Below are 25980 nucleotides of genomic sequence, written 5' to 3'. Positions count from 1 at the left end.
CCGCCCTTGACCTGTGTCTCAGTCCAGTCCCAGAGAGAACGAGCAAGGAGAATCAGATATGACCACGCGTGCATACCGCGCGCTCGTCGCAGCCGCAGTTCTTGTCCTGGGGGTCGGCTGCGGATCGAGCTCTGATGCTGAGGACCTCGAGGCCTCTGCTTCTGGAGCCGATCTGGACTGTCAGGAGGGCGCTGAGCCGCTGACTCAGGAGATGTCGTCCGGGTCCGTCTGGTCCATGTGCTTCTCAGTGGATGCGAAGTCCGGAGCAGTCCTCAGCGACATCCACTTCACCCCTGCTGACCGCGAACCGATCCTGCTGATCCGGGAGATGGCCCTGGCGCAGATGGAGGTGCCCTACGATGACGGTGAGCGGCTGACCGCTGACATCACGCAGGCTGGGTTCGGCGGCACTCGGATGCACTCACTGTCCGAGGCCGAATGTGCCGGTGAGCGGTTCGGCATCGAGGTGCCGAACATCGGAGACGGCTCCACCTTCGGAGATACCCCTGAGAGGGAGGTGCTGTGTTCGGAGATCATCGATTCAGGGCTTGCCTACCGCTCCTTCTCAGACGGCACGCTGACCGCCGATCGTGGGAACACATGGACTCTGTCGACCATCTCCAAAGTGGGTTGGTACGAGTACATCGCGGAGTACAACTTCGGTTCGGACGGGTCGATCAGGCCTGCGTTGGGAGCCACAGGAGACCTCTCTCCGGTGGACTACACCGATGAGGAGCATGGCTGGCCGATCGGGGATGAGGAGGCCGACTACGCGGCCAATCACGCGCACAACGTGGTGTGGAGGATCCACTGGGGGATCGGCGGTGCTGATCAGCCCCAGGAGGTCGAACAGTTCGATGCCGAACCCACCGGTGAGATGGGATCCGAGGCCCCCGTCCTTGACGGGTCTCTGGCATCGGTCGACGAGCCCTCCACCCATCAGACGCAGGAGCGCCGCTGGTGGCGGGTGGTGGCGCCGGAGTCGCTCAACGCCAACGGTCATCCGATGTCCTATGAGATCAATCTGGGCCAGACGGACTCCTTCACCTACGTCCATGACGAAGAGAACCACGGCGCGGACTCCGGCTATGACATCGCCTTCACCAACTACGACGAATGTCAGATCTTCGCTACGGAGAACCGCGGCGGATGTGGATCGGGCGTCATCGACTATGTGGAAGACAGCGCAGGGGAGGAGCTGGAGGACCCCGTCTCTTGGGTGGCGGTGGGGTATCACCACGTTCCTCGGGATGAGGATCAGTCCCCGATGGAGGTCCATTGGCAGACCTTCGACATGATGCCGCGCGATCTGACCTCGACGCGTGCGGATGTGCCCGATGGGCGGGAGGACATCGATGGCCAGCCTGAGGATTCTGAATTCGTGGAGGAGATCGAAGACATGGAAGAGATGGAGGACGGCGGACATTCTCACTGAGGAGAAGATGATCATTCTCCGGTGAGCTGTGGACTCGCTGCTCCTGCAGACGGAGAGGCCCGGGCGATGCCGTTCCCACCGCCCGGGCCTGTGCCGTATCAGTTGAAGTTTTCCTCCGCCGGAACGTTGCACCGAAACCCGGCGGCTCTCCAAACCGACACTGTGTGGAGCGTGCACCGTTTCTGCACGACCCCTCCATTCTCTCCAGCCGGCTCAAGGGCCCTCTAGTCGACTTTCGTCTAGGGTTTCTCTCCAGATCACAGGTATGTACAGCTCGTCATCAGCGTCAATGAAGGTTCCACTCAGAAAGCGTATGAAAAGGCCGGGTCAGGCCTTCTTCATGGCCTGCACGGTGACGGTCCATCGGCCCCGCCGGTCGAAGCCCGCGCGGGTGCTCCCGCCGAAGGCCTGCGCCCGGTCGCGGATCCCGATCAGGCCCGCCCCGGAGCTGGACCAACCGGTCATCGCCCGGCGTCGGGAGGCCACTGTGTTGCTGACGGTGAGGCCGACATCCTCCTCGCCCACGTCCAACCGGATCCGGCACTGCTGGCCGCTGCCGGCGTATTTGGCCACATTGGTGGTGCATTCCTGCAGGATCCGGTACAGCGCGGCATGCACGGACCGGGAGAGGCTGCGGATATCGCCGTCGATGCTCCACTCCGAATGGATCCCCAGCTGCTGCAGCTGATCGGTGAAGGCCGCGGCGCCGGTGGGGAAGTCCAGCTCCGTGGCTGAGGAGGAGTGTGGGTCCGGATCCTGGTCCTCCTGCAGCAGCGCCAGCATACGGCGCAGATCCTTCAGCGCCGCTCGGGAGGAGTCTCCGATCGTGTCCACCGCCTGCCGGTAGGCGTCCTCGGTGCCGGCCATCCGCGCGGCGCGGGACTGCATGGCGATGATGGTGATGTCATGGGCCACGATGTCGTGGAGGTCCCGCGCGATGGACTGGCGCTCCGAGGCCACGGAGGTCCGGTGCTTCTCCTCGGCGACCTCCAGCTCCCGCTGGGACTGCAGCCGCGCATTGGTCAGCCGTCGGAAAGCGCTGCCCGCGGCATAGACCAGCAGCAGGAGCACCGTCCCGGCCGGGGCTGTCACCGCACCCTGGGCCACGTCCGGCATCAGCACAGCCATGATCACCAGCCACACCACGACGGCGGCCAGGAAGGTTCGGCGGAAGGCCTTAGTGGTGGCCATGGCGGCCATACTGGTCAGCAGCAGGCTCAGCACCAGCGAGTAGACGAAGCCGCCCTCCACAGCCAGGCCCAGCGCCAGCATGGCCAGCCCGACGGCGCAGGCCCAGGTCACCGAGACCCACAGCAGCACCACACAGCTGACGCTGAGCATGCCGATCACGGTGAGCAGGACCGGATAGACCTGCCCCTCGATGGATTCGAAGATGATGTCTGCGCCCAGGGAGATGCCGAAGAGCAGGGTGACGATCACCAGAGCCCATTTGTTCAGATCGCGGCAGGACCAGAATCCTCCGGATTCGAACTCCTCGGCGATGGACGGCATATGTCCATCCTATGATCAGGTCAGTAGGATGCTGTCATGATCAGATCTGCGGAGTCTTCGGCCCCTGAAGTGGGGGAGACAGATGATCCGCAGGACATCCGGGTGTTGATCGCAGATGATCATCCGGTCATGAGCACGGCCCTGCGCACCTATGTGGACTCCAGCCCCGGCATGCGCTGTGTGGGCGAGGTCCGTGAGGGAGCGGCCGCCGTGGAGTCGGCGGGCCAGCTGATGCCCGAGGTCGTGGTCATGGATATGCACATGCCCGGGGTGGACGGCATCGAGGCCACCTGGCAGATCCGCCGGATGTTCGACTCCGTGGCGGTGCTGGCCGTGACCACCTTCTCCACTGAGCGTTATGTCATCCCTGCGCTGCGGGCCGGCGCGGGCGGCTATATCGTCAAAGACGCCGAGCCGGAGGAGATCATCGACGCCATCCGGCAGGTCGATGATGGGATGGCGCCTTTCTCACCTTCGGTGGCGCATCAGCTGATGGTCTCGGTGAAGAACGATCCTGCCCAGGTGATCTCCGTGTTGGAGCGCTATCCGGAGATGCCGCGGCTGCCCGAGCGTGAGCTGGAGGGGCTGCGCCTGCTGGCCACCGGTTGCTCCAACTCGGAGATCGCCGAGCGCATGATGGTCTCGGAGGCCACCGTGAAGGCCTATATGGGACGTCTTATGCAGCGCTTGGGTGTCCGCGACCGCGTGCAGCTGCTGATCCGTGCAGTGGAGCTGGGTGTGGTGGAGCCCTCGCTGGAGTGAGTGCTTCCGCCGGACCTGGGTGGCACTGGTGACGGCGACGTGACTCATGGGTAACATGTGTCTCATGACACATGCTGCTCCAGATTCCTCTGTTGATCCGACCTATGACGTCTCCACGCCGCTGGACCTCGACTACTACGGGGTCTTCGCCGATGTCCCGGACGAGGACCGGCGTTGGTGGCAGGGCGCCCGCGACTACGCCGAGGGCCTCGAGGCTCGGATGAGCCGGCACTGGGAGCGCGGCGAATACCCGGTGGACCTGGTGGCCGACGCCGGCCGCCGCGGACTGCTGACCGATGGTGTGGAGGTGGACGGCGTCGGGCTGGAGACCATGTCTCCGCTGGCCGCCGGTCTGGTGAACATGGAGATGTCGCGGATCGATGGTTCCCTGGCCACAGCCCTGGCCGTCCAGGGCGGGCTGGCCCTGCGGACCCTGGCCTATTTCGGCTCTGAGGAGCAGAAGGCGCAGCATCTGAAGAAGCTGGCCACGGCAGAGACCCTGGGCTCCTTCGCACTGACCGAGCCCACCCACGGCTCGGATTCGGTCTCACTGGAGACCAGCGCTCGGCTGGTCGGTGATGAGGAGTCCGGGCACTATGTGCTCAATGGGGCCAAGAAGTGGATCGGCAACGGGGCCTCGGGCGGGCTGACCTTCACCTGGGCCCGGGTCTCCGGAGGAGTCCACGATGGTCAGGTGCGCTGCTTCATGGTGGATCAGCAGACCCGCGGTTACCGGGCGCAGGTCATCGAGGGCAAGTACTCCCTGCGGGCCATCCACCAGGCGCTGATCCAGTATGAGGATGCGGAGGTTCCGGCGGCCGCCGTGCTGCCCGGGGCGACCAGCTTCAAGGACGCCTCCAAGGTCCTCTTCGCCACCAGGCTGGGTGTGGCCTGGTCCGCAGTCGGCCATGCCGCCGCCGTCGTGGAGTCCGCTCTGAACTACGCCACACAGCGCGAGCAGTTCGGCAAGAAGCTGGGGCAGTTCCAGCAGGTGCAGGAGCGCCTGACCTGGATGGTCTCCGAGCTGACCTCTATGCAGCTGCATGTCCGTCAGGCCGCCGAGCGGGATATGGCAGGGCTGCTGACCGGCCCGCAGGCCTCGATGGCCAAGTATCACAACACCCGCAAGGCCCGGGCCATCGCGCAGACTGCGCGGGACATGCTCGGCGGCAACGGCATCCTGCTGCAGAACAAGGTGGCGCGGCATATGGCCGATATCGAGGCGGTGCACACCTACGAGGGCACCGAGAGCGTGCAGTCGCTGATCATCGGCCGCGACCTCACCGGGTTCTCCGCCTTCGCCTGATCCGGGGCGACGTCCCGACGCCGGCTGCTTCCGTGGGGAGCCGCGGGGTGTTGCGACAGTGCGCGATCTGGGGACGGTGGCCGAAAGCGACTGTGCGAGAAGCCTCAGCCGCGCAGGCCGCCCTGCCAGAGGGCATCGAACGGGGTCTGTCCTACCACGCGCTGGCGGATGCCTGCGGTGACGAAGTCCTTGGCCCGGCGTGCAGCCTCCAGGGGAGCGGCGCCTTTGGACAGCTCAGCGGCCACGGCGGCGGCCAGGGAGCAGCCGGCGCCGGAGACGGCGTGTTCGCCGATCTTCGGGGCGGAGAGAACCTCCAGGCCGTTCTCATCCACGAACACGTCCACGGCGTCGGCACCCTCCAGGCGCACACCGCCCTTGGCCAGCACTGCTGCGCCGGAGATGCGGTGGATCTCCTGGGCGGCCGCCTTCAGATCCTCCAGGGACTCCACGGTCATGCCGGAGAGCTGCTCGGTCTCGAAGTGGTTGGGCGTCACGAAGGTCGCCTTGGGCAGCAGCTCCGCCTTCAGCGCGTTATCGGTGTCCAGGGCGTGACCGGGCTCCTGACCCTTGCAGATCAGCACCGGGTCCAACACCACGTTCTTGGACTGACGCTGCGCCAGCGCCTCGGAGACGGTGGAGATGGTGACGGGGGAGCCCATCATGCCCAGCTTCACCGTGTCCAGGGTCTCGGCGTCGTAATTCGCGAAGGTCGCCTCGATCTGGTCCGCGATGGTCTGGGCCTCCACCGGCACGAAGCGGTGGTTCCAGTCGTTCTTCGGGTCGAAGGAGACGATGCAGGTCAGTGCGACGATGCCGAAGGTGCCCAGCTCCTGGAACGTCTTCAGATCCGCCTGGGCGCCCGCGCCTCCGGTGGCCTCGGAGCCGGCGATCGTCAGCGTCATCGCGGGCGTGGGTGCATCAGTCATTCTGCGTCTCCTCATCAGTGGGCTCCTCAGCAGCTTCGTCGCGGGCAGACTCGCTCTCAGCGGCCTGCTCGGCAGGGTCTTCGACAGTGGCCAGGGGCTGGGCGACCCAGCGGCCGGCGCCCAGCAGCAGACCGGCGGGGAAGCCGACCAGCGGGATGAGCATGGGCATCAGGCCTGCCGTGCCGGCGAAGAGCATCACCGGACCGTAGAGCAGCCCCACCACCACATAGGCCAGCACGTGCAGGACCACGTTGAGATGGTGCCGGTACAGCCAGTTCACCAGCAGGGTGCCCGGGATCCCGACGCCGACGGCGGCGCCTGCGATCAGCGGGATCAGGGGAGTCAGGAAGCCCTCGTCATCCAGGCCGGGGACGAAGGAGAGTGCGAGCAGCAGGGCCCCCATCACCGCGGTGGGGCCGAGCCAGGAGATGACCCAACCGGTCAGTCCCAGTCGGATCCGCGGCCGAGGGCCGGCGTCCTTGGTGTGCGCGCGGCGGCGTCGCGCAGTGGTCTTCTCCGGAGCGGGCGTCGTCATAGAGGTCAATTCTACCGCTGGTAGAAGCCAGCGCCGAAGCGGCCGCTGACCTGGTAGGTGAGCCTGTCAGCCCACGTAGCCCATATGGGCCAGCGCCTGGCGGACCATCTGCTCGCGGCCGCCGACGAACTCCGCCTGGATCTCTGGGGTGAGCACCTGCTCCGGGGTGACCCAGGAGAGTTCCAGCGCGTCCTGGCGCGGGGAGCATTCCCCGGAGACCGGCACCACATAGGCCAGGGAGACGGCGTGCTGGCGGTTGTCCACCAGACCGGTCTCGCTGGGGTAGGGGAAGTACTCCGCCACCGTGAAGGGAACCGGCGACGGCGGAAGCTGCGGCAGGGCCAGGGAGCCCAGGTCCTTCTCGATGTGGCGCAGCAGAGCCGCCCGGATGGTCTCGCGGTACATGACCCGGCCGGAGACCACGCTGCGGGAGAAGCGGCCGTCGTCGTCGGCGGTGTAGAGCAGCCCCAGTTCGGTCACATAGCCCAGGGCGTCCTGGCGGACCGGGATGGCTTCCACGTAGACCATCGGGAGGCGGCGTCGGGCCTCGTAGAGGTCAGCCTCGTTCAGCCATCCAGGGTTCGGATCAGGGGTGCGCACTGACATGGCACCATGCTATCCCTCAGCTCAGCTCTGTGCGCGGGTCACCGCGGTGGAGACCGCCTGGTCCTTATCCCCGGAGACTACGGTCTCGAAATGCCGGGAGGGGACCACCACGCGCCACTTCCCGCCCTGGAGCGGGGCGATGAACGCGGAGCCGTAGTCGTTGTGGCGAAGCGTCTCAGCCTTGAAGGAGCGGGCGCGGGCCTTGCCGATCACTCCCGCGGGGGCCTGGGTCCAGCCGGGGAACCAGCTCAGCGGCTGCTGGCCGGCGATGCTCAGCGCACCGGCGGTCAGGGCATAGATCCCTACGGCCAGGAGGACCTTCGCGGTGATGAGCCAGAGCATGCCAGCCAGTCTACTGATCACCGGGGGAGCGGATCAGATGATGTCTTCGACCGGACGGCCCATGGCCGCGCGACGCTCCGCGTGGTTGATCCGGTGACGGCGGGACTCGGTGGCCAGGATGACGATGAAGGCACCCATGGCCGCGCCGATGGCCACGCCTACCGAGGTCAGGTCGGAGAGCAGGCGGGGGAAGATCAGCCAGAACATGCCCCAGCCCAGGCCCATGGCGATGGTGATCCGGCCGCGCTCGGTCATGGAGTAGAACGCGCCCACCCAGATGCACAGCAGCAGACCGATCAGGGCCCACGGCAGGGCGGGGACGCCCGGGATGCGGATCCCCACCGCGGTCAGCCATACGGAGACGGAGGCCATCGCCAACACCAGCGCCCAGCCGGCGAAGAGCCCGGCGGTGGCGTCGGTGAGGCGGCGCTCGGTGCTGCTGCGCGCCGTGTGGAAGTTCAACTGGCGCACCGCATCCATCAGGGCTAGGGCCGTGGCCAGTGCGGCCAGCACGGCCACGGTCAGCAGCTCGGCGTAGACGGCGGCGGTCCAGACCAGCATCAGCAGGGACGCCAGGCCGATCCGCCAGCCGGAACGCTGCTGGCGCGGTGTGGACTTCTGCGTGCTCTGCCACTGGAAGACGGTGTGGGCGATGATCGCGCTGACCACCACGGGCCAGAGCCAGAAGAAGTTCGCGTCCGGGGAGAGCAGCGCCTGCTCGCCCGAGTACCAGCCCTCGAGCAGCTCATCCAGTGCACCGCCGCCCAGGATGGCCTGCTGTCCGAAGGCGCCGAACATCCAGAGCATAGTGATGAAGGAGGCGACCGCGCCGATGCTCACGAAGATCTGACGGTGGAAGTCGCTCTTCTGCGCCGGCGGATCCGGATCCCGGGAGGGCAGGCTATACGGCGGGATGTAGGTGTAGAGGTCATCCTCCTCGTCGCCGGCCTCGTCCGGGGAGGCGTCCGGGGATGCGGCGGTGGCGGCCTCGATGGCAGAGGCCTTCTCCAGGATGATCTCGCGGCGACGGTCGGCGTCGGCGTCGGGGCGCACGCGGCCGGCCCGTGGAGCATCAGGATCCCAGGGCAGAGGGCGCTGGTCCCGGGCGCTGCGCTCACGCTGTGCCGGCGGCGGCGGAACCGGGCCGGGCTCTTCGGAGGCCGGCTTATCGGCGGGAGCCTCGGGCGCGCCCTCAGTCTCGACGCCCTCAGTCTCGGCATCCTCAGAGTCGGGATCCTCGGTCTTCTCCTCGTCAGCGAGGCCCACCCAGTCGCGCTCCGGACGGGTCTCCGGCGGCGGGGGCTTGGGAAGGGAGAGCTTGGGCGCGGTCTCGGCGTCGTCCTCGTCGGTGATGGGAGGAAGGATCTGGGTCTTCTCCGAACCTGCCTCCTCCGGCGCGGAGTTCTCCCTTGAGGTGGGGGCGCCGGGAGGAGTGCTGTCCATGGAGGTCTCTTCCGCAGGGGCAGACTCGTCAGCCGACGATGACGTCTCAGCCGACCTCTCGCTCAAGTGCTACGCTCCCTCTGCGGATCGGTGGGGTGTTCGCCTACGCCGCGCTCGGGCGACGATCATCGCGATGATCAACCCAACTAGGGTACCCACAACGACTGCCGCCACTGTGCTCGCCCACGGGGGAAGCCCGGTAGTTGTTCCCGTAATGTAACCTAATCCGACCAGCCATATGGTCCAGATCACCGCGCCGGCCAGCGCCAGCGGGATCAGCCCGCGCCAGCGCAGCCGCATCATCCCGGCAGTGGCCATGGAGGCGGATCGTCCGCCGGGGACTCCGCGGATCAGCAGCAGCCCCACCCAGGTGGAGGCGCCGCCTGCGCGGATGGAGACGCGCAGCATCTTCCGGTGGAGGCGTCGGCCCCATCGCCAGCGGTAGAGCACCCGGATGAACTGGTAGCGGAAGAGCGCGTAGACGCCCAGGTCTCCGAGCAGGCAACCCAGGAAGGTCACTGCCAGCACCAGGCTCAGGGGCACGATCCCGTCGGCGGCCATCGTCCCGGAGGCGATCACCATGACCTCGGAGGGGAAGGGCGGGACGAAGGCGGTCAGCGCCACGGCCACCGCCTGGAAGAGGAAGTACCAGAAGCCCCAGGTCTCGTAGAGGGAAGCGTCGCCCAGCTCATTCATCGGGTGCCTCCTGCAGGCGTCGGCGGGAGGTGAAGGTGCGGTGCTCTCCGGTGATCGGGTCGGTGAAGCTCAGCGTCTTGGCCAGCAGCTGCAGCGGTGCCTCGAAGTCGTCGGGGGCGTCGTCGAGCAGTTCGGGATAGAACCGGTCATGCAGGATGCCCAGTCCCAGCAGGGCCATGTGGATCCGCAGCTGGTGGGTCTTTCCGGTGTGCGGGGTCAGGTGGAAGTGCCCGACGCCGGCGGCACCGGTGCTCTGGCCGTTCGGCCTGGGCCCGGTGGCCAGCAGCTCCACCAGGGAGGAGGAGTTGGCGCCGGGGATGGGGGTGGTGCGGCGTCGGCCCTTCTTGGGCGCGCGGCGGTCCTGGGGGCGCTTGCCGGAGTCGGCGACGTCGTAGGCCACCCGCTCGGAGACGACCACACCTTTGGTCTTATGGATGCGGCTGCGCACACTCAGCGGGAAGCGCGCGGCCAGAGCCTGCGGGTCAGTTCCGGCGGGGAGGGCGCTGACGCATTCGTAGGTCTTGGAGACTGCGCGGTTCTCGAAGAGCAGCTGATACGCTCCGCGCGTGCTGGGCTCCTTGGAGAGCAGCACGACGCCGGCGGTGCCCCGGTCCAGGCGATGGATGGGGATGAGGTCCGGCTGGTCCAGGCGGTTGCGCAGGCGCACGAGCAGGGATTCCTGGACGTATTTTCCGGCCGGGGTGGTGGGCAGGAAATGTGGCTTGTCCACCGCGATGAGGTGCTCATCCTCGAAGAGGATCTCTTCGGTGACCGGCAGGGGAGTCTCGACGCCGGCGGAGCGGTAGTACCAGAGGAACTCGGCCGCACCCAGGGGAGTGCTGGTGCTCAGCGGGGTGCCGTCGGCGTCGACGACCTCGCCCTGTAGGAAGCGCTCAGTGATGCCGCCGTGGTCGATATGCCCGAACTTCTCCAGGACGTAGTCGTGGATGGTCTCCCAGGGCCCGCTGAGGGGGAGGCGCAGTCGGGTGGCGTTGACCCCGTTGCGGACCGGGAGAGGCGATCGCTGAGACATCAGCGTCAGCCTATCGGGCGGCGGGGCCGGCGTGGATCAGCCCTGAGGAGGAGCTTCTTATGGGTAGAAGACCTCGCCTGGGAAGCCGGCGCCAAGTGCCTTTGGCCTGGGAGATGTCGGAGTCTACGTCGGAGGCCCCATCCGAGATCTTGCCGGCAGCCGTCCTCAGGCTCTCTGGATTGGCCATGGTAAGTCCGGCGTCGAACGCCAACCCGGTCTGTTCGCCGTATCCCCAGCACTGATCGTCGGCCAGTCCGGCAACAGATTCTGCAGTCATTCAAGCGTCCCCTGTGTGGTCAGCTGCCGTTGACCGAGTCGATGGGTTCGACCTGGTGGGCGGTGCCTCCGCTTCCACGGCCATCTCTTCATCGCCGTTCCAGTAGTGCTCCAGGGCTTCTCCGGTGAAGGTGATGGCGTTGGAAGAGCCTGCGGTCACTTTGCTGATGTGGCCCTCTGCTGATTCTGTCCACCAGTTGGTGAGGGCCTCGATCACGGGAGCAGACACGCCATCGCCGCAGGCAGTCTGCGCATTCTGCAACCCGGTATCCAGCTCCTCGAGGTGTTCCGGCAGGTCCTCGAGTTTCCCCGCTGTGCTGTTCAGTGTTTCAGCGGCCGCTGAGACGTCGACGCTGAATGTAGCCATGGCGATGAATCACCCCTGACGAAAAATCTGCCTCGACAGATTCATCATGTGTGACGGTTCTGTGTCAACTGAGATGGGAGGAGACTCACATCCCCAGCGGTCCCAACCCCCGCCTCAGCCCCACTCGGGGGCTTTGGCCTGGGTGGTCTCCTCGGGGGTGCTCAGCGGGTGGTTGACCTGCCAGGAGAAGCCGAAGCGGTCGGTGACCCAGGCGTAGTTCTGGGCGAAGTCGTAGCTGCCCGGCTCCATCAGATACTGCCCGCCCTCGGCGAGCTTGTCCACGATGTGGTCGAACTCGGAGGCGGAGTCCACCACCACGGCGATCGAGGTGGACGGGGTGAAGGTGAACGTGTGCTTGACCAGGCTGTCCTGGAGCATCAGCACCTGGCTGCCGATCTTCAGCTGCGCCGTGGCCACCAGCACCGGCGGCTCCTCAGACTCCTCGTCTGAGTCCGCCTCGGCGGCCTCGTCAGCCGGGTCCGCAGCCTCATCAGCCGACTCATCCTCAGAGTCTTTCTCGGCATCCTCCTCGGGCTCCTCGCCGGCGTCCTGCTCCGAGCCCTCCGGCTCCTGACCAGTCTCGTCATCTTCGGCCTGCTCCGTGGCAGGGTCGAAGATCTCAGTTCCCTCGAGATGGTGCTGGATCGCGAGGAGCTCTGCGTCCGGGAAGGTCTCCAGGTAGTGATCGATCGCTTCCTGGGCGCGGCCCTGGAACATCAGGAACGGAAAGCTAAGAGTCATGGGATCAGCGTAGCCGACATGCCCTGGGAACTATTGAATCTGACCTGGGAGAACGCCGTCCTCACCCGGCGAACCGCAGCCCTGAGGGAGAGGAATGGAAACCCGCTGCGCGCAGCGATCCGCCGAACCGATGCTCCAGGACCCGCTGCCCGTTGACCCGCTCCACCGCGATCCGCCCGGTCTTCGCCGCCCGCAGCCGCTCGGTCAGCGCCACTGCCGCAGCATCCAGCAGCTCCTCATCCTCGGTGAACAGCAGCAGCGTCCGCCCGCCGCGCTCCATATAGACCAGCAGCTCACCCCGGAACAGCACGACGACGGCGCCCGCCTTCCGGCCTGGCCGCGCAGAGACTCCCGACCCCGGCTCCTCAGCACCCGGCACCGCCGGCCAGTCCAGTGCCGCACCATAGGCATTGGCCGGATCCGTGGCCGCCAGCGCGATCGGCGCCGCAGACTCCTCCTGGCGCCGAGTCCGCGGCCCGCCGGAATCCTGCCCGCCAGCCTTCTGCCCGCCGGAGGCATCCTCCAGCTGCTCGGAGAGCGCGCGCAGCTGATCGATGGTCGCAGAACTGGTGAATTGAGCCGCACCCAGCTGCTCGATGAAGTGGCCCCGGCGGATCTGCCCGGCCTCCTCGGCCGCGGCCAGCACCTTGTAGACCGCGGCGAATCCACCCGCCAGCGGCCCTTCACCGGCGGCCTCCTTGGGACTGCGCCCGGTCCGCTGCTCACTGATCACCGAGCCCCGGGTCACCACACCATAGCGATCCAGCAGGATCTCCGCCTGAGTATGCGCCGCCACCGTGGGCGCCGCCTCCTCGGCAGGTGGCAGTGACCACCGGCCCCCGACGCCGACCTCCGCCCCGGTCAGACCAGCCCCGGTCACACCAGCACCAGTGCCGCCAGCGGCAGTCCTGCCGACCCGTCCCCGATGGGCCTGAACCGACTGCCGCAGCGCCATCCGCCGTGAGGCATGCCGGCTGCGCGAAGGCCGGGGCTTCTGCCGGTGCGCGGTGCTGCCCGAGGTCAGGAAGCTGCGCACGGGGGCGAAGCTGTCCGGGATCACTCGCCCCTCCCAGAACAGCTCCCACAGGGCATCGGCCGTCTGCTGGGCCGAGGTGCTCACCCCGTCGCGGACCAGCTGGTCATGCAGCGCATCGGCGAACCACGCGCCCCCGCGGCCCAAGGTCTCCAGGACGGCCCGGGGCAGCGAGCCCTCCTCCTCGTCCTTTGACCGGGCCAGGGGCAGCAGCGTCTCAGCATCCTCCCGCGGAGCGAAAGCCACCCATCCGTCATGACCGGTGAGCGCACCGCGGCCCAGCGCCACCATCTCACCGGAGGTGAGCAGCTCATCCAACATCCCGGGCCGGTAGTCGGGGATCCGCGCCGGCAGGATGAAGGACTCCCAGGCACTGGCCGGAGCCGCCGCGCCGGATAGCTGGGAGAGCACCGCGGTCAGATCAGCCGGCCCAGAGTCCTCAGCCTCAGCGACTCCCTGCCACTGCAGCAGGAACTGCGCGTAGGTCCGCACCGGCACCGGTTCCACCTCGGCCCGCAGCGCGGCCAGAGAGCGACGCCGGATGCGGCGCAGCATCTCCACGTCGCACCATTCGGTCTCCTCACCCTCGGGCAGACCCTCCGGACGGAAGAGGCCCTCCACCACGCGGTGCTCCTCGGCCAGGCGACGCAGCGTATCCGCCACCACCGCCCGACCCAGCCCGAGCGCGCGGGCCGCGGCGCCCACAGTGACGGGCCCATGGGTCCGGGCGAAGCGGCCCACCAGATCGCCTAAGGGATCGGCCACCGGATCCAGAAAGGTCTGCGGGATCCCAGGAGCCAGCGGAACGCCGAGCCCATCGCGCAGCCGCGCCGCATCCTCCACGGCCGCATAGGCCTGCTCGCCCTGCCAGGAGACGCGGAAGGCACGCTGGGAGGAGACCAGCTGCTCCGCCCAGTCCTCAGCCTCCCGCACGGAGGCATGAGCCGCTTCTTCTGCCTCCGCAGCCTCCGCCGCTCCAGCACCAGCAGCCGCACCGTCTGTGGACTCCAGCCCTGGCTCAGCACCCTCGCCGCCGGCGTCGGGAGTCTCAACCTCCGGAGACTCCAGCCGCTGGGCCAGCTGCTCCGGGGTCAGCGGCCCCAGCAGCCGCAGCAGATCCGCCACCGATTCCGGCGCGCGCTCCTCACCGCGGGCCCCGGGGGAGGTGGGGAGCCGCCGGGAGGGGCTCAGCCGCTGGACGTGGGCCTCGGCGTCGTCGATGATCTGCTGATCCAGGAACTCGCGCAGCTCCACCCGGCCCAGCAGCTCGCCCAGCAGCTCCGGATCCACGGAAAGTGCCGCCGCCCGGCGCTCAGCCAGCGGAGAATCGCCCTCATAGAGGTACTGAGCGATATAGCCGAAGAGGATGGACTGGGCGAAGGGGGAGGGCCGGTGCGTGGTGGCCTCCACCAGTGTGATCTGCCGCTGGGCGATTCCGCGGGTCAGCTCCAGCAGCGCCTCCATGTCATAGACGTCCTGGAGGACCTCGCGCATGGCCTCCATGATCATGGGGAAGTCGGGGTAGCCCGCCGCCACCTCCAGCAGCTGGGAGGAGCGCTGACGCTGCTGCCACAGCGGAGTGCGCTGCCCCGGATTCTGCCGGGGCAGCAGCAGAGCACGGGCCGAGGCTTCGCGGAACCGTCCGGCGAAGAGCGCACTGGCGCTGACCTGGGAGGTCACCAGCTCCTCCAGCTCCTCCGGTTCGAAGCGGAACAGCTCCGCCCCGGGCGGCTCCTCATCCATCATGGGGACCCGCAGCACGATCCCGTCATCGCTGGCCATCGCGGCCCCGTCCAGCCCATAGCGCTCATGCAGACGCTCGCCGACCGCCAGCGCCCACGGCGCATGGACCTGCAGGCCGTAGGGGGAGTGCAGGATGATCCGCCAATCGCCCAGCTCATCGCGGGTCTGCTCGATGACCAGCCGCCGGTCCGTGGGCAGCGCCCCGGTGGCCTCCTGCTGATCGGCCAGATACCGGACCAGGTTCTCCCGGGCCCACTGGTCCATGCCCAGGCGCTGCAGACGCTGCTGGACGGCCTCATCCTGCCCGCCGGCGTGGACCTCCCGGACGAAGCTGCCCAGGGCTCGGCCCAGCTCCGCGGGGCGGCCCAGCCCGTCTCCGCGCCAGAACGGCAGGCTGGCCGGCTGGCCGAAGGCCGGGGAGACCAGCACCCGGTCGAAGGTGATCTCCTCGATCCGCCAGCTGCTGGCGCCCAGGGCGAAGACGTCGCCCACCCGGGACTCGTAGACCATCTCCTCATCCAGCTCACCCACACGCCGCCCCCCGGTGCGCGCAGAGCCTGACACGGCACCGGTGCCTTCCCCGCTCTCCCCCGAGCCCACCAGATAGACCCCGAAGAGCCCGCGGTCCGGGATGGTTCCGCCGGAGGTGACGGCCAGGCGCTGGGCACCGGGGCGGCCGTTCAGCGTGCCGGCGTCGCGGTCCCAGACGATCCGCGGCCGCAGATCCGAGAAGCGGTCGGAGGGGTACTTCCCGGAGAGCAGGTCCAGCACCGCCTCATAGGCCGAGCGGGGCAGCGAGGCGAAGGGGGCCGAACGGCGCAGCGTCTCGAACCACTCCTCAGCGTCCAGACTCTCCAGGGCTGAGGCGGCGATGGTCTGCTGGGCCAGGATGTCCAGCGGGTTCTTGGGGATGTGCAGGGCCTCGATCTGCCCGGCCAGCATGCGTTCCACCACGACGGCGGTGCTCACCAGATCCCCGCGGTGCTTGGGGAAGAACCAGCCCACAGAGACCTCGCCCACCTGGTGGCCGGCGCGGCCGATCCGTTGCAGCCCCGCGGAGACCGCGTGCGGGGCCTCCACCTGGATGACCAGGTCCACCGCACCCATATCGATGCCCAGTTCCAGAGAGGAGGTGGCCACCACGCACTTCAGCCGCCCGGACTTCAGGTCCTCCTCGATCAGCGCACGCTGCTCCTTGGAGACCGAGCCGTGATGAGCGCGGGCGAGTTCGGCAGGCTCGGCGTCCTGGCCGGAGTCGGCCGCCGCGGAAGCAGCCTCAGCACCGATCTCAATACTGCCTGTCTTCTCCGCCCAGATCTCGTTGAGCCGGCCGGTGAGCTTCTCCGCCAGGCGCCTGGAGTTCACAAAGACGATGGTCGAGCGGCGCTGAGCCACCAGCTCCACCACTTTGTGCTCCACATGAGGCCAGATGCTCGGTTGGAGCGGCTGACCGCCGAGCTCCGGACCGGAGGAGTCGGCTTCCGGGGAGGCGAGATCCTCCACCGGCACGGAGACAGTGATGTCCCATTCCTTCTGTGCCTCGGGTGCCACGATCTCCACCGGCTGCCGTCCGCCCAGGAACCGGGCCACCTCGTCCCTGGGCTCGACTGTGGCCGAGAGCCCGATCCTCTGGGCCGGTGTGTGCCCGGCCTCGCGCAGCATGGAGTCCAGCCGTTCCAGGGAGACCGCCAGATGTGCGCCGCGTTTGGTGCCGGCCAGGGCGTGGACCTCATCGACGATCACCGTCTCCACCTCAGACAGGGTCTCCCGGGCCTGGGAGGTCAGCATCAGGTACAGCGACTCGGGCGTGGTGATCAGGATATGGGGCGGGGTCCGGACCAGGTCCCGCCGTTGTTTGGCGCTGGTGTCTCCTGTGCGCACGCCCACGCTGATCTGTGGCGGTTGCGGGACCGCGCCGTCGTCGTCGGTCTCCCCGCGCTCGCCGGCCAGCCGGCGCAGCGTATGCCCGATCCCCACCAGCGGGCTGCGCAGATTGCGCTCGATGTCCACACCCAGAGCCTTCAGCGGGGAGATGTAGAGGACCTTGGTCTTCGCGGCCGCCGGCGGTTGGGCGAAGAGCCGGTCGATGGACCAGAGGAAGGCCGAGAGCGTCTTGCCGGATCCTGTGGGGGCGATGACCAGGGCGTTCTCGTCCTGGGAGACGGCGTTCCACGCGCCCTCCTGAGCCGCGGTGGGGGAGCCGAAGGAGGCCCGGAACCACTCGCGCGTCGCCTCAGAGAACTGGTCGAGTCCGGTCACATGCCTACTTTCCCATGTCTGGCCGGATCGCGTACCTGAATGTCGCGAATACGGGGATCCGGTACACCATTCTGGACAATGAGGTACGCGATCCTCAGCGGGCGTAGGGGAGCAGGTCCTCGCGCTGCAACGGACGGTTGAACAGTGGGCCGTCGGGCTCCATGACCCGTCCTGCGGCCAGCGGCCCCAGGGAGACCGGGTCGAATCCCATACGCACCAGCAGACCCATGACCAGTCCGCGGGCCTGATCGTCATCGGTGGCCACCGCCAGCGCACGGCGCTGGGTCATGGGCAGGTCGCGGCCGGCGGCGTCGTCGAACTCGGAATGGGCGATGTGGTTCAGCGCCTTCACCGTCCGGGCCGGGCTGAAGTGCCCGGCGATGGCCATCGAGCTGGGCAGCTGCTCGGTGACTGCGGCGTCCAGCCAGCCCGGCAGCGGCTCGCGCTCGCCGGCGTAGGTCCAGGTGTTGGTGGCATCGACCAGGGTGGAGTCTCCGATCCACTCGGGCTCCACCTCATCCAGCTCCTCCTGCGGAATCGCCAGGATCACCATCCCGGGACCCTGTTGCCGGGTGCGCACCGCGATCTCCTCCGGCCTCACCGGATTCGCCCCAGGCGCGTAGATCGTCAGGTGGTGCTGCAGCGCCTTGGGCGGCCGGGTTGAACAGATGTCGACGCCGACGCCGGCGGCCAGCAGAGTGCGGGCGAAGGCGGTGCCGGCCCGGCCGGCTCCCAGGATTCCGACCACGGGCTGAGGGTCGCTGCTCTGCGCGGTGTTGTGCTCAGACATGGTGGTAGGGCCTTCCTGCGCTGATCTCTTGGGCGCGATATATCTGCTCGGCCAGGATCATCCGCACCAGCTGATGAGGGAAGACCAGCTGGGAGAGCGACCAGGTGAAGTCCGCCCGGGAGTGCATCTCGGCGTTGACCCCGTAGGCTCCGCCGATCACCACGGTCACCGAGCGGCCGGTGTCGAACTGGCCCTGCAGGTGCTTGGCCAGGGCGGGGGAGCTGATGTTCTTCCCACGCTCATCCAGCAGCACCACATGCTCCCCGGACTTGATGGCGGCCAGGATGCGTCCCGATTCCTCGTCGCGGGCGGCGTCGCCCTCGCGGGAGGAGTGGGGGAGCAGCTTCCACCCCAGGTCATAGGGTTTGCGCAGCCGCTGGGTATAGCGCTCGATGCCGTCCACGGCCCATTTCTCGTGCTTCTTGCCGATGCCCAGGACGGTGATGCTCATGGGGACGACTCTACCGGCGCACGGGAAGGAGACCATGGACTAGCCTGTTACACGCATATGAATGAAGACTCACGATAGGTGGTACTTTGAGCCCGACCAACAGACGGATCAGCAGTGTGTTTCAACAGGTCATCGACCGCAATCCGGGAGAGGCAGAGTTCCACCAGGCGGTCAAGGAGGTCTTCGACTCGCTGGGGCCGGTGCTGACAAAGTTCCCCGAATACACCGACGAATCGATCCTGGAGCGCATCTGCGAACCTGAGCGCCAGATCATCTTCCGGATCCCCTGGAGCGATGACCAGGGGAAGGTACAGATCAACCGTGGGTTCCGAGTTCAGTTCAACTCGGCGCTGGGGCCGTATAAGGGAGGACTGCGTTTTCACCCGTCGGTGCTCGCGGGAACGGTGAAGTTCCTGGGCTTCGAGCAGGTCTTCAAGAACGCACTGACCGGACTGCCGATCGGAGGAGGAAAAGGCGGCAGCGACTTCGATCCCAAGGGGCGCAGCGACGCAGAGATCATGCGATTCTGCCAGTCCTTCATGACAGAGGCGTACCGCCATCTGGGTGACCGGGTCGACGTCCCTGCCGGAGACATCGGGGTGGGCCGTCGAGAGATCGGCTACCTCTTCGGTCAGTACAAACGGATCAGCAACCGCTACGAATCAGGCGTCCTCACCGGTAAGGGCATCACCTGGGGCGGCTCTCTGGTCCGAACCGAAGCGACCGGCTACGGCACCGTCTATTTCACCGAGCACATGCTCCACACCCGTGGGCGGTCCCTGGACGGGGCGAAGGCCCTGATCTCCGGGTCAGGGAACGTCGCCCTCTACGCCATCGAAAAGACCCAAGAGCTCGGGGGCACAGTGGTGGGAGCCTCGGACTCATCCGGTTCCGTCTACGACCCGCAGGGGATCGATACGGACCTTCTGCGTGAGATCAAGGAGGTCCGCCGGGAACGGATTGCCCAGTACGTCGAGGCACGCTCGCAGGCGGAGTTCATCCCGGACCGGAGGGTCTGGGCCGTCGCGGAGAAGACCGCGGTCGACGTCGCACTTCCCTGTGCCACGCAGAACGAGCTGACTGCGGAGGACGCCGAGCTGCTGATCCGGGCCGGAGTTGCGGCAGTTGCCGAAGGCGCGAATATGCCCGCCACGCCGGAAGCGATTCGGCGCCTGCGTGAGGCCGAGGTGCTCTTCGGCCCAGGCAAAGCGGCCAACGCTGGGGGAGTGGCGACATCGGCTCTGGAGATGCAGCAGAACGCGACCCGTGACACGTGGTCGTTCGAGTACACCGAGCAGCGGTTGGCGGAGATCATGGAGAACGTGCATGCGCGCTGCGCGGCTACGGCTGAGGAATACGGGATGCCGGGAGACTACGTGTCTGGCGCGAACATCGCTGGATTCACTCAGGTCGCCGACGCGATGATCGCACAGGGCGTGATCTGAGCCCGGACGGAGCGTCAGCAGACGTTAAAAGCCCCACGTGCACCTGCCAGAGCCCACCTACCCTTGCTACCTTCCGGTCCTGGGGGAGTTCAGCAGGATGACACCACACGTGGGGCCGCACACCATCGTATCGTGGGCCCCGGTCAGAAGGCGAACTGATCGCCCAGCCCCATGGTTCCGGGGCTCAGCACGGTGGCGAAGACCCCGAAGGAGGGCTCTCCGCGCTCATTGACCGGCCGGACCGCCGCCAGAGTCTTCAGCAGATCGCCGCTGCGCTCGCCGGTGAGCGGATCGATGTCGATCACCGCACAACGCGGCACCGGGGCACCCAGCAGGAGCCGGGCCGTCCCGACGCCGACCTCCCGCCCCTGCCAGGACTCCTCGGCGAAGTCGGGGGTGGAGTGGGTGTCCGATACGACCACGGCGGTGGGGCGGAACCGGTGCCACAGCTGGTCCTGCTCCGGCAGCCCGGAGGCGGCCTGCAGCGCCCGGAGCGAGGCCTCATGCAGCAGAGTGACCTGTCCTCCGTAGACCACCTCGCCGCGGGGTGCCCGAGCAAGCAGGACCTCGCGGCCCAGATGCGTGGAGAACAGCTGCGAGGCCTCTCCGGGGAGGGTCTGGACGGTGACCGCACGGCCCCAATAGTCCACCGTCATCGCAGCGGAGGCGGGCAGTGTGGGATCGGGCTGTGCGGGGCCGACCTGTGTGAGACCGGTGTGGCCGGCGTCGGGAACTGTGGCCTGTGCCCCGGAGGGGGCGGTGATCCGCAGCCCGGTCTCTGTCTCCTCGGCGGTGATCTCCAGCAGCTGCGGATGTTGCACGGTGCGCAGGACCCGGCCGGTCTGCGGGTCCACCAGGCAGTGCTGCCGGTCGCCCACCGGGCCATGGGAATCCAGGGTCACGCGCTGATGGGACAGATGCCGGGTGCCCTTCATCGGGGAGAGACCCAGGCGGGTCACCCGCAGATCGGCGGTGGGATCTGTGCTCATCGGCGCACCTGGTCGATGCCGCGAGCGGCCAGGGCGCGGCCGGTGTCCCGGGCATAGTCCACCGATCCGGTCAGCAGCGGGACGGTGCGGGCGCGGATGCTGTGTTCCAGTCCGCGGGCCTGAGTCTGGCGGTGCGCCAGATGCGCCAGATCCGCCAGATAGGGGATGGCCCGCAGCATGACCAGGCCGGCCAGCGCGATGCGCCCCGGAGACAGGCCCACCCAGCGCAGCGGCAGCACCAGAGTGCGGAACACGCCCAGCAGATCATGCGGCCGGGTGGTCAGGATCAGCAGCTGGGCCCCCAGCAGGCAGGCGATGATCCGGCTGAGCACCTCTCCGGCGCCGGCCAGATCGTTGAAGAGCAGCTGTGCGGCCAGCACCGCGGCCAGCAGCAGCCAGATCCGGCGCAGCAGCCGCAGCACCTTGACCGGGGGAACGCCTGCGGCGGCTCCCAGCAGCAGCACGGCCACCACGACGCCGAGGCTCACCGTTGGGGAGCGCAGGATCAGCACGGTCACGGTCACCGCGGCCAGCACCGCCACCTTGGCCCAGGCCGGGGTGCGGTGCAGGATTCCGTTTCCGGGGGCGGTGCGCCCGAAGACCTGATCTCGGGCGCGCAGCGGGCGGGGCCGGCGTCGTCGGCTCATCGGGCGGCTCGCTGGGCGGCCATGCTGCGGTAGGTCTCGATCACCGTCTCCGGAGCGCCGTCGGAATGGAGGGCGCCGCTGTCGATGAGCAGGCAGCGCTCGGCGCGTGCGGCCAGCTGCAGGTCATGGGTGGCGGTGATGATCTGCAGGCCCTTCTGCGCGGCCAGCTGATCGAGGATCCCGGTGAAGCGCTCGGCGTTGACCAGGTCCAGCAGGGTGGTGGGCTCATCCAGGACCACGATCTCCGGCTCCTGGATCAGCACCGTGGCCAGGGCCGCCAACTGCTGCTGACCCCCGGAGAGCTCATGGGAGCTGCGGTCGGCCAGCTCGGCGATGCCCAGCTCCGTCAGACAGGCGGCGGCCAGCCTCCGCCGTTCGGCACGGTCGCGGACAGTGCGCTGCAGGGAGAGCTCCACATCCTCCTGGGGAGTGGGCATGACCAGCTGGGCGGCCGGGTTGGAGAAGACGAAGCCCACGCGGCGCCGCACCTGGCGGCCCTGATCGATGGTGTCCAGGCCGCGCACGGTCACCCAGCCCTCAGTGGGTTCGGTCAGACCGTTGAACAGCTGCAGCAGGGTGGACTTCCCGCCGCCGTTGGGGCCGATCACGCTGATCCGGCGCTCGGTCAGCTCCAGGGAGGGGACAGCCAGCAGCTCGCGCTCCCCGGCGAGGACGCGGACCGACTCCAGACGGATCTCAGAGCTGGTGGAGGTCACCGGCGGGCCAGCAGCATGGGGTAGGTGCGGTGGAGCAGGGCGGCCGCGCCGGCGCCGGCCAGAGATTTGGCCAGATCGCCGGGCCAGAACACGATGTCCATGAGGAAGGCCTCCTGCAGGCTGACGTCCAGGGTGAAGCTCATGCCCAGGATACCCAGCGGATGGGTGGCCAGAATGCTGCCGGCCGCGGCTGCGCAGAACAGCAGCGGGACCCACCAGCGCGGTTGGGCCCGGCGCAGCACGGCCCAGGCGATCAGGCCGGTGATCAGCGCGGTCAGCGGAAAGGAGAGCAGATATCCGGCGGAGGGGCCGGCCAGCACGCCCAGACCCCCGGCGAAGCCGGAGAAGATGGGCAGTCCCAACAGTCCCAGGGCCAGATAGAGTCCGGCCGCGGCGGCACCGCGCCAGGGCCCCAAGGTCAGACCGGCCAGTGCGACGCCCAGGGTCTGCAGGGTGATCGGCACTCCTGCGCTGCCCACCGGGATGGGTGGGGCGAAGGCCAGGACGGCGATCAGGGCGGCGAAGACGCCGATCATCGCGATGTCCACGGTGCGGTGTGCGCTCTGGGCGGCGCCGCGGCGCAGGGGGGAGCTGGTCATAGGAAGTATCTCATCGCATTTTTGAACGGTGTTCAAACTACTCTGCGGTACAGCTGGAGGAAGCGGTCGGCCCGGCGTCGCAGTTCTGCGTCCGTGGCTGGCGATAAGCTTCTGCGGTGAGCAACAGGTACTTCGAGCAGAACCTCCAGCGCCACCTCCGGCGGGCTGCCCGCCGCGGGACCCAGCGCAGCGGTCGCGGCGCTGGCGGCAGGGGACGGCGCCGGCAGTCCGGCCGCGGCATCTTCCAGTGGCTGGCCATCGTGCTGGTGGTGGTCCTTGTGGGTGCCCTCATCAGCTGGTTCCAGCAGGATGAAGCCGGAAGCTCCGGCGGTGACGGCGAGGCCGCCACGCTGGTCCGCGTGGTGGACGGTGACACTCTGGTGGTGGAGCTGGACGGTCAGGAGGAGCGGATCCGTCTGCTCAACATAGATACCCCGGAGACGGTGCACCCGCAGCAGCCAGTGGAATGTATGGGCCCGGAGGCCACTGAGCGGATGGAGGAGCTGGTCAGTCCCGGCGCTCAGCTGACTCTGAAGTTCGACGAGGAGCGCACCGATCAGTATGACCGGCTGCTGGCAGGGGTCTTCCTGGATGCGGTCTTCATCAACGAGCAGATGGCCCGCGACGGCTTCGGCGCCCCGGTCCACTATGCGCCCAATGACCGCTTCCTGGATCAGATCGAGGAGGCCTGGGCTGAGGCGGAGGCGGACGGCGTCGGGGTCTTCGCCGATGATCTGGACTGTGAGCCGGAGCTTCCCTGAGGAAGGCCGGCGGACTGTGGCTCAATAGGTGGCGCCTGTGCGGACCTTCTAGAATCTCCTCATGACCGAACGCAGCACCCGCAGAGAAAGCACCCTCATCACTCTGGGGACCTCCGGCGCGCTGGCTGCGGTGACCCTGGGCAGCTGGCTGATGGTCTCCGGGACCATCGACACCAGCTCGCTCACCGGCGCCTCCGGCGTCCCCGAGGGAGACTGCCCCTCCGGGATTCAGCAGCCCGTGGTGGCCGAGCGGGTGGAGGTCAGCGTCTACAACACCACCAATGAGCCCGGTCTGGCCGGCGATGTCGCCGATGATCTGGAGGACCGCAGCTTCCGGGTGGGCGAGGTGGACAATGACTATCTCGCCGACACCGGCTTCGAAGGCATCATCCGCGTGGGGGAGCGGGGCCTGCGCCAGGCCTACACCCTGCAGCAGCACCTGCCCGGCACGCTGGTGGACATCGACGGCCGGGATGACTTCAGCGTGGACCTGATCTTGGGCACAGACTACGACGGCCTGGAGGATCGCCACGATGTGGAGATCTCCCCAGGCCGTATCAGCTGCTCAGGTTAGAAGAGGCCTCAGCCCTTCCAGCGGCGGGCTGCGATGAAGGAGCGCACGCCCAGGGCGATGTAGACCACCAGGACGATCACCGTCACCAGAGCGGAGATGACGGCGGCGGGACGCTCGGCCTCGCCGGCGAAGAGGTCGCCCAGGCCGCTGAGCGGCATGCCCATGGCCAGTGCGCCCAGCAGGGCGAGGGCCAGGCCGAGGTGCACTCCCAGCTTGGTGTTCTTCAGTGCGATGAAGCCGCTGATCAGCAGCAGTACACCCAGGAAGCTGGGGATCAGTGCGGTGAAGTGCTGAGTGTCGTTGATCATGGACACCAGGTAGCCGATGACACCCACGGCAATGAGGAGTCCGCCGACCCCGAGGGTCAGCTTGGGCATCGGGCTGGCAGGTGCTGAGGTGCTGGTCATGGAGATTCTCCTGAAAGGGGTACGACAAAGGGCGGGTTTCTTCTACATAGTGTAGAAGAAACCCGCCCTTTGTCGATATGGGCTGGCTGCGACCCTGCGGCGGGTCGATCAGAGGGAGCGTCAGTCGACGAGCTCCCACTCACCGCAGCCGTCATTGTGGAAGAAGACCTGGTTGCCGGCACCCAGGTGGATCTCGACCTCTTCCTCTCCCCATTCGTCCTCATCCTCGAACCAGGCGTTGAAGTCCTCCCAGTCCCACTCGGTGAGATCGCTGTAGACGTAGAAGGCGCAGCTCATGTCGTCGTCATCCACATCCCAGTTCAGCTGGTAGGTGCCTTCCTCGATGTGCTCACCGATGACATACATCTGGCCGTTCTCTGCCACGGTGTCCGGGCTGTCTGGGTAGGTATCCTCCACGGGGAGCCACTCGCCGCAGTCACGGGAGTTCATCAGCATGCCGTCTTCGAGGGACACGATGCCGCCGGGATTGTAGCCGCTGTGAATGACGTCCTCTTCCTCGTCGTCCTCCCAGACGGAGTAGAAGCAGCCGAAGTCATCGTCCTCGGCCCCGACGTCCTGGCGGTAGGTGCCTTCTTCGATGTCCTCGCCGACGATCATGCCCTCATCGTCGCCGAAGGCTTCGCCGCCGGTCGGGAAGGTGCCCTCGTCGCCGTCATCCTCATCTTCGTCATCCTCGTCTTCGATGACGGCGTCCTCGTCCTCAGGATCCTCTTCCTCATCCTCCTGAGCGGAGTCCTCGTCATCCGACTCGTCCTCGGTGGCGGCCTCGTCCTCGGTGGCGGCCTCGGTGTCCTCGTCATCGCCGTTGTCCATGGTGAACAGCACGATGACCAGAGCGATCAGTGCGGCGAAGAGCACACCGAGCAGCACGATGGCCCACCAGAATCGGGCGAAGAAGCCCTTCTTCTCGGGCTCCTGGCCGCCGGGGCCGCCGGGTCCACCGGGGCCGCCGGGTCCACCGGGGCCGCCGGGGCCCTGAGGTCCGCCGGGGTGGCCGGGGCCGCCGGGCTGCTGGGGTGCGCCCGGGTAGCCGGCGACGTGGTGCTGCTGCCCGCCCTGGCCGGGGAAGATCGGAGCGCCGGGGAAGCCCTGCCCAGGACCGGGCTGCCCAGGACCGGGCTGGCCAGGACCGGGTTGGCCGGCGTCGTGCGGAGTGCCGGGGTAGCCGGGCCCCCCGGGCTGCTGCGGAGCGCCGTAGCCGGGGGCCCCGGGATCATGCGCGGAGCCGGCGCTGAAGGGGGCATCCTGCGGGGCGCCGGGGTCCTGAGGCGGCATCGCCTGAGTCGGCTGTTCGCCGAAGCCCTGCTGAGGCATGGCCTGAGTGGACTGCTCGCCGAAGGGAGGCTGCTGCTCCGGCTGGTGGGGCTGGTCCTCAGGGGAGGGGGTGTCCCCGGGGCCGTTGGCAGGGTTCTCGTTCTCAGGCGGGTGCTGGGTCACCGTCGCCCCCTTTCAGATCTGATTCCGTTCGAGTCTGGTGAACATTCAACACCATGTGGTAACGGGAGACCAGCCTAGGCATGTGGCACTTCTTCGAAAACGCGAAGAATTGCAGATCTTTCTTTCGA

25 protein-coding genes and 1 other RNA gene are annotated in these 25980 nt (G+C 67.7%); 6 read left to right on the top strand and 20 right to left on the bottom strand.

Annotated features, from left to right (window positions below; translation table 11 throughout):
* Nucleotides 1-58 precede the first annotated feature (58 nt).
* Nucleotides 59-1435, top strand: a complete 1377-nt coding sequence (locus IEW85_RS09225) for a copper amine oxidase (RefSeq protein WP_188684946.1) — start codon at nt 59-61, stop codon at nt 1433-1435.
* A gap of 327 nt (nt 1436-1762) precedes the next feature.
* Here the strand turns inward: IEW85_RS09225 and IEW85_RS09220 are convergent, their stop codons facing one another.
* On the bottom strand, nt 1763-2947 hold the full coding sequence (locus IEW85_RS09220; RefSeq protein ID WP_188684944.1) for a sensor histidine kinase: 1185 nt from the start codon (nt 2945-2947) through the stop codon (nt 1763-1765).
* Nucleotides 2948-2983: 36 nt separating this feature from the next.
* On the opposite strand from IEW85_RS09220, the gene IEW85_RS09215 reads away from it, so the two are divergent.
* Both IEW85_RS09215 and IEW85_RS09210 read left to right on the top strand, forming a co-directional pair.
* On the top strand, nt 2984-3709 hold the full coding sequence (locus tag IEW85_RS09215) for a response regulator transcription factor (protein ID WP_188684942.1): 726 nt from the start codon (nt 2984-2986) through the stop codon (nt 3707-3709).
* 64 nt (nt 3710-3773) lie between these two features.
* The gene (locus IEW85_RS09210) at nt 3774-5015 is read left to right on the top strand and encodes an acyl-CoA dehydrogenase family protein (RefSeq protein ID WP_188684940.1); all 1242 of its coding nucleotides are present in this window, start codon (nt 3774-3776) and stop codon (nt 5013-5015) included.
* A 104-nt stretch (nt 5016-5119) separates the two neighbouring features.
* Here the strand turns inward: IEW85_RS09210 and IEW85_RS09205 are convergent, their stop codons facing one another.
* The 12 genes from IEW85_RS09205 to IEW85_RS09150 all read right to left on the bottom strand — a co-directional run bounded on the left by IEW85_RS09205 (nt 5120) and on the right by IEW85_RS09150 (nt 18256).
* Complete coding sequence (locus tag IEW85_RS09205) at nt 5120-5941, bottom strand: hydroxymethylpyrimidine/phosphomethylpyrimidine kinase (protein ID WP_188684939.1); 822 nt, start codon at nt 5939-5941, stop codon at nt 5120-5122.
* Entirely contained in the window at nt 5934-6476 is a 543-nt protein-coding gene (locus tag IEW85_RS09200) for a hypothetical protein (RefSeq protein WP_188684937.1), read from the bottom strand. Before IEW85_RS09200 ends, IEW85_RS09205 begins: the two co-directional genes overlap by 8 nt.
* 66 nt (nt 6477-6542) lie before the next feature.
* Nucleotides 6543-7082: an NUDIX hydrolase family protein gene (locus tag IEW85_RS09195; protein ID WP_188684935.1), complete on the bottom strand. Its 540-nt coding sequence runs from the start codon at nt 7080-7082 to the stop codon at nt 6543-6545.
* Between the two features lie 21 nt (nt 7083-7103).
* Nucleotides 7104-7424 (bottom strand): hypothetical protein, encoded by a 321-nt coding sequence (locus IEW85_RS09190; RefSeq protein WP_188684933.1) that lies wholly within the window; start codon nt 7422-7424, stop codon nt 7104-7106.
* A 33-nt stretch (nt 7425-7457) separates the two neighbouring features.
* A complete protein-coding gene (locus IEW85_RS09185) occupies nt 7458-8867 on the bottom strand; it encodes a TspO-related membrane protein (protein ID WP_188684931.1) in 1410 nt (469 codons plus the stop codon).
* Nucleotides 8868-8936: 69 nt separating this feature from the next.
* Nucleotides 8937-9563, bottom strand: coding sequence for a DedA family protein (locus IEW85_RS09180; RefSeq protein WP_188684929.1), 627 nt, complete (start codon nt 9561-9563; stop codon nt 8937-8939).
* On the bottom strand, nt 9556-10596 hold the full coding sequence (locus IEW85_RS09175; RefSeq protein WP_188684927.1) for a pseudouridine synthase: 1041 nt from the start codon (nt 10594-10596) through the stop codon (nt 9556-9558). The genes IEW85_RS09180 and IEW85_RS09175 overlap by 8 nt, the downstream gene beginning before the upstream one ends.
* 277 nt (nt 10597-10873) lie before the next feature.
* A complete protein-coding gene (locus tag IEW85_RS09170) occupies nt 10874-11239 on the bottom strand; it encodes a DUF6507 family protein (protein WP_188684925.1) in 366 nt (121 codons plus the stop codon).
* Between the two features lie 114 nt (nt 11240-11353).
* Nucleotides 11354-11980, bottom strand: coding sequence for a VOC family protein (locus tag IEW85_RS09165; RefSeq protein ID WP_188684923.1), 627 nt, complete (start codon nt 11978-11980; stop codon nt 11354-11356).
* Between the two features lie 61 nt (nt 11981-12041).
* A complete protein-coding gene (locus IEW85_RS09160; protein ID WP_188684921.1) occupies nt 12042-17015 on the bottom strand; it encodes an Lhr family ATP-dependent helicase in 4974 nt (1657 codons plus the stop codon).
* Nucleotides 17016-17109: 94 nt separating this feature from the next.
* Entirely contained in the window at nt 17110-17805 is a 696-nt protein-coding gene (locus IEW85_RS09155; RefSeq protein WP_188684919.1) for an NADPH-dependent F420 reductase, read from the bottom strand.
* Complete coding sequence (locus tag IEW85_RS09150; RefSeq protein WP_188684917.1) at nt 17798-18256, bottom strand: 23S rRNA (pseudouridine(1915)-N(3))-methyltransferase RlmH; 459 nt, start codon at nt 18254-18256, stop codon at nt 17798-17800. The genes IEW85_RS09155 and IEW85_RS09150 overlap by 8 nt, the downstream gene beginning before the upstream one ends.
* A gap of 86 nt (nt 18257-18342) precedes the next feature.
* Here IEW85_RS09150 and gdhA point away from each other — a divergent pair, with 86 nt between their 5' ends.
* Nucleotides 18343-19701 (top strand): NADP-specific glutamate dehydrogenase, encoded by a 1359-nt coding sequence (gene gdhA / locus IEW85_RS09145; protein WP_188684916.1) that lies wholly within the window; start codon nt 18343-18345, stop codon nt 19699-19701.
* Nucleotides 19702-19724: 23 nt separating this feature from the next.
* Here the strand turns inward: gdhA and ffs are convergent.
* The 5 genes from ffs to IEW85_RS09120 form a co-directional block, all read right to left on the bottom strand.
* Nucleotides 19725-19821: signal recognition particle sRNA small type (gene ffs / locus IEW85_RS09140), an RNA gene on the bottom strand.
* 23 nt (nt 19822-19844) lie between these two features.
* Nucleotides 19845-20690 (bottom strand): MOSC domain-containing protein, encoded by an 846-nt coding sequence (locus IEW85_RS09135; protein ID WP_188684914.1) that lies wholly within the window; start codon nt 20688-20690, stop codon nt 19845-19847.
* A complete protein-coding gene (locus IEW85_RS09130; protein ID WP_188684912.1) occupies nt 20687-21337 on the bottom strand; it encodes a CbiQ family ECF transporter T component in 651 nt (216 codons plus the stop codon). Before IEW85_RS09130 ends, IEW85_RS09135 begins: the two co-directional genes overlap by 4 nt.
* A complete protein-coding gene (locus IEW85_RS09125; protein WP_188684911.1) occupies nt 21334-22053 on the bottom strand; it encodes an energy-coupling factor ABC transporter ATP-binding protein in 720 nt (239 codons plus the stop codon). The genes IEW85_RS09130 and IEW85_RS09125 overlap by 4 nt, the downstream gene beginning before the upstream one ends.
* Nucleotides 22050-22652, bottom strand: a complete 603-nt coding sequence (locus tag IEW85_RS09120) for a biotin transporter BioY (RefSeq protein ID WP_188684909.1) — start codon at nt 22650-22652, stop codon at nt 22050-22052. The genes IEW85_RS09125 and IEW85_RS09120 overlap by 4 nt, the downstream gene beginning before the upstream one ends.
* A gap of 116 nt (nt 22653-22768) precedes the next feature.
* Between IEW85_RS09120 and IEW85_RS09115 the strand changes: the two genes are divergently transcribed.
* Nucleotides 22769-23413, top strand: coding sequence for a thermonuclease family protein (locus IEW85_RS09115; protein ID WP_188684907.1), 645 nt, complete (start codon nt 22769-22771; stop codon nt 23411-23413).
* A 61-nt stretch (nt 23414-23474) separates the two neighbouring features.
* Nucleotides 23475-23987, top strand: coding sequence for a LytR C-terminal domain-containing protein (locus tag IEW85_RS09110; protein WP_188684905.1), 513 nt, complete (start codon nt 23475-23477; stop codon nt 23985-23987).
* A gap of 8 nt (nt 23988-23995) precedes the next feature.
* Here the strand turns inward: IEW85_RS09110 and IEW85_RS09105 are convergent, their stop codons facing one another.
* Together IEW85_RS09105 and IEW85_RS14580 are read right to left on the bottom strand one after the other, a co-directional pair.
* Nucleotides 23996-24394 carry a hypothetical protein gene (locus IEW85_RS09105; protein ID WP_229658927.1) on the bottom strand — a complete coding sequence of 133 codons (399 nt, stop codon included), beginning with the start codon at nt 24392-24394 and terminating at the stop codon, nt 23996-23998.
* Between the two features lie 120 nt (nt 24395-24514).
* Nucleotides 24515-25852 carry a hypothetical protein gene (locus IEW85_RS14580; protein WP_188684903.1) on the bottom strand — a complete coding sequence of 446 codons (1338 nt, stop codon included), beginning with the start codon at nt 25850-25852 and terminating at the stop codon, nt 24515-24517.
* Between the last annotated feature and the right edge of the window lie 128 nt (nt 25853-25980).

The organism is Nesterenkonia cremea (assembly GCF_014642675.1).
Classification (GTDB): Bacteria; Actinomycetota; Actinomycetes; order Actinomycetales; family Micrococcaceae; genus Nesterenkonia; species Nesterenkonia cremea.
The sequence above is the reverse complement of the archived record's forward strand: the minus strand, read 5'-3'. Positions and strand labels throughout refer to the sequence as shown.

Coding starts and splice junctions, on each gene's coding strand:
- IEW85_RS09165 (WP_188684923.1), bottom strand. CDS start 11,980: ATGACTCTTAGCTTTCCGTTCCTGATGTTCCAGGGCCGCGCCCAGGAA.
- IEW85_RS09215 (WP_188684942.1), top strand. CDS start 2,984: ATGATCAGATCTGCGGAGTCTTCGGCCCCTGAAGTGGGGGAGACAGAT.
- IEW85_RS09180 (WP_188684929.1), bottom strand. CDS start 9,563: ATGAATGAGCTGGGCGACGCTTCCCTCTACGAGACCTGGGGCTTCTGG.
- IEW85_RS09190 (WP_188684933.1), bottom strand. CDS start 7,424: ATGCTCTGGCTCATCACCGCGAAGGTCCTCCTGGCCGTAGGGATCTAT.
- IEW85_RS09195 (WP_188684935.1), bottom strand. CDS start 7,082: ATGTCAGTGCGCACCCCTGATCCGAACCCTGGATGGCTGAACGAGGCT.
- IEW85_RS09175 (WP_188684927.1), bottom strand. CDS start 10,596: ATGTCTCAGCGATCGCCTCTCCCGGTCCGCAACGGGGTCAACGCCACC.
- IEW85_RS09150 (WP_188684917.1), bottom strand. CDS start 18,256: ATGAGCATCACCGTCCTGGGCATCGGCAAGAAGCACGAGAAATGGGCC.
- IEW85_RS09135 (WP_188684914.1), bottom strand. CDS start 20,690: ATGAGCACAGATCCCACCGCCGATCTGCGGGTGACCCGCCTGGGTCTC.
- IEW85_RS09120 (WP_188684909.1), bottom strand. CDS start 22,652: ATGACCAGCTCCCCCCTGCGCCGCGGCGCCGCCCAGAGCGCACACCGC.
- IEW85_RS09200 (WP_188684937.1), bottom strand. CDS start 6,476: ATGACGACGCCCGCTCCGGAGAAGACCACTGCGCGACGCCGCCGCGCG.
- IEW85_RS09185 (WP_188684931.1), bottom strand. CDS start 8,867: ATGGACAGCACTCCTCCCGGCGCCCCCACCTCAAGGGAGAACTCCGCG.
- IEW85_RS09110 (WP_188684905.1), top strand. CDS start 23,475: ATGACCGAACGCAGCACCCGCAGAGAAAGCACCCTCATCACTCTGGGG.
- IEW85_RS09130 (WP_188684912.1), bottom strand. CDS start 21,337: ATGAGCCGACGACGCCGGCCCCGCCCGCTGCGCGCCCGAGATCAGGTC.
- IEW85_RS09225 (WP_188684946.1), top strand. CDS start 59: ATGACCACGCGTGCATACCGCGCGCTCGTCGCAGCCGCAGTTCTTGTC.
- IEW85_RS09155 (WP_188684919.1), bottom strand. CDS start 17,805: ATGTCTGAGCACAACACCGCGCAGAGCAGCGACCCTCAGCCCGTGGTC.
- IEW85_RS09170 (WP_188684925.1), bottom strand. CDS start 11,239: ATGGCTACATTCAGCGTCGACGTCTCAGCGGCCGCTGAAACACTGAAC.
- IEW85_RS09105 (WP_229658927.1), bottom strand. CDS start 24,394: ATGACCAGCACCTCAGCACCTGCCAGCCCGATGCCCAAGCTGACCCTC.
- IEW85_RS09210 (WP_188684940.1), top strand. CDS start 3,774: ATGACACATGCTGCTCCAGATTCCTCTGTTGATCCGACCTATGACGTC.
- IEW85_RS09220 (WP_188684944.1), bottom strand. CDS start 2,947: ATGCCGTCCATCGCCGAGGAGTTCGAATCCGGAGGATTCTGGTCCTGC.
- IEW85_RS09205 (WP_188684939.1), bottom strand. CDS start 5,941: ATGACTGATGCACCCACGCCCGCGATGACGCTGACGATCGCCGGCTCC.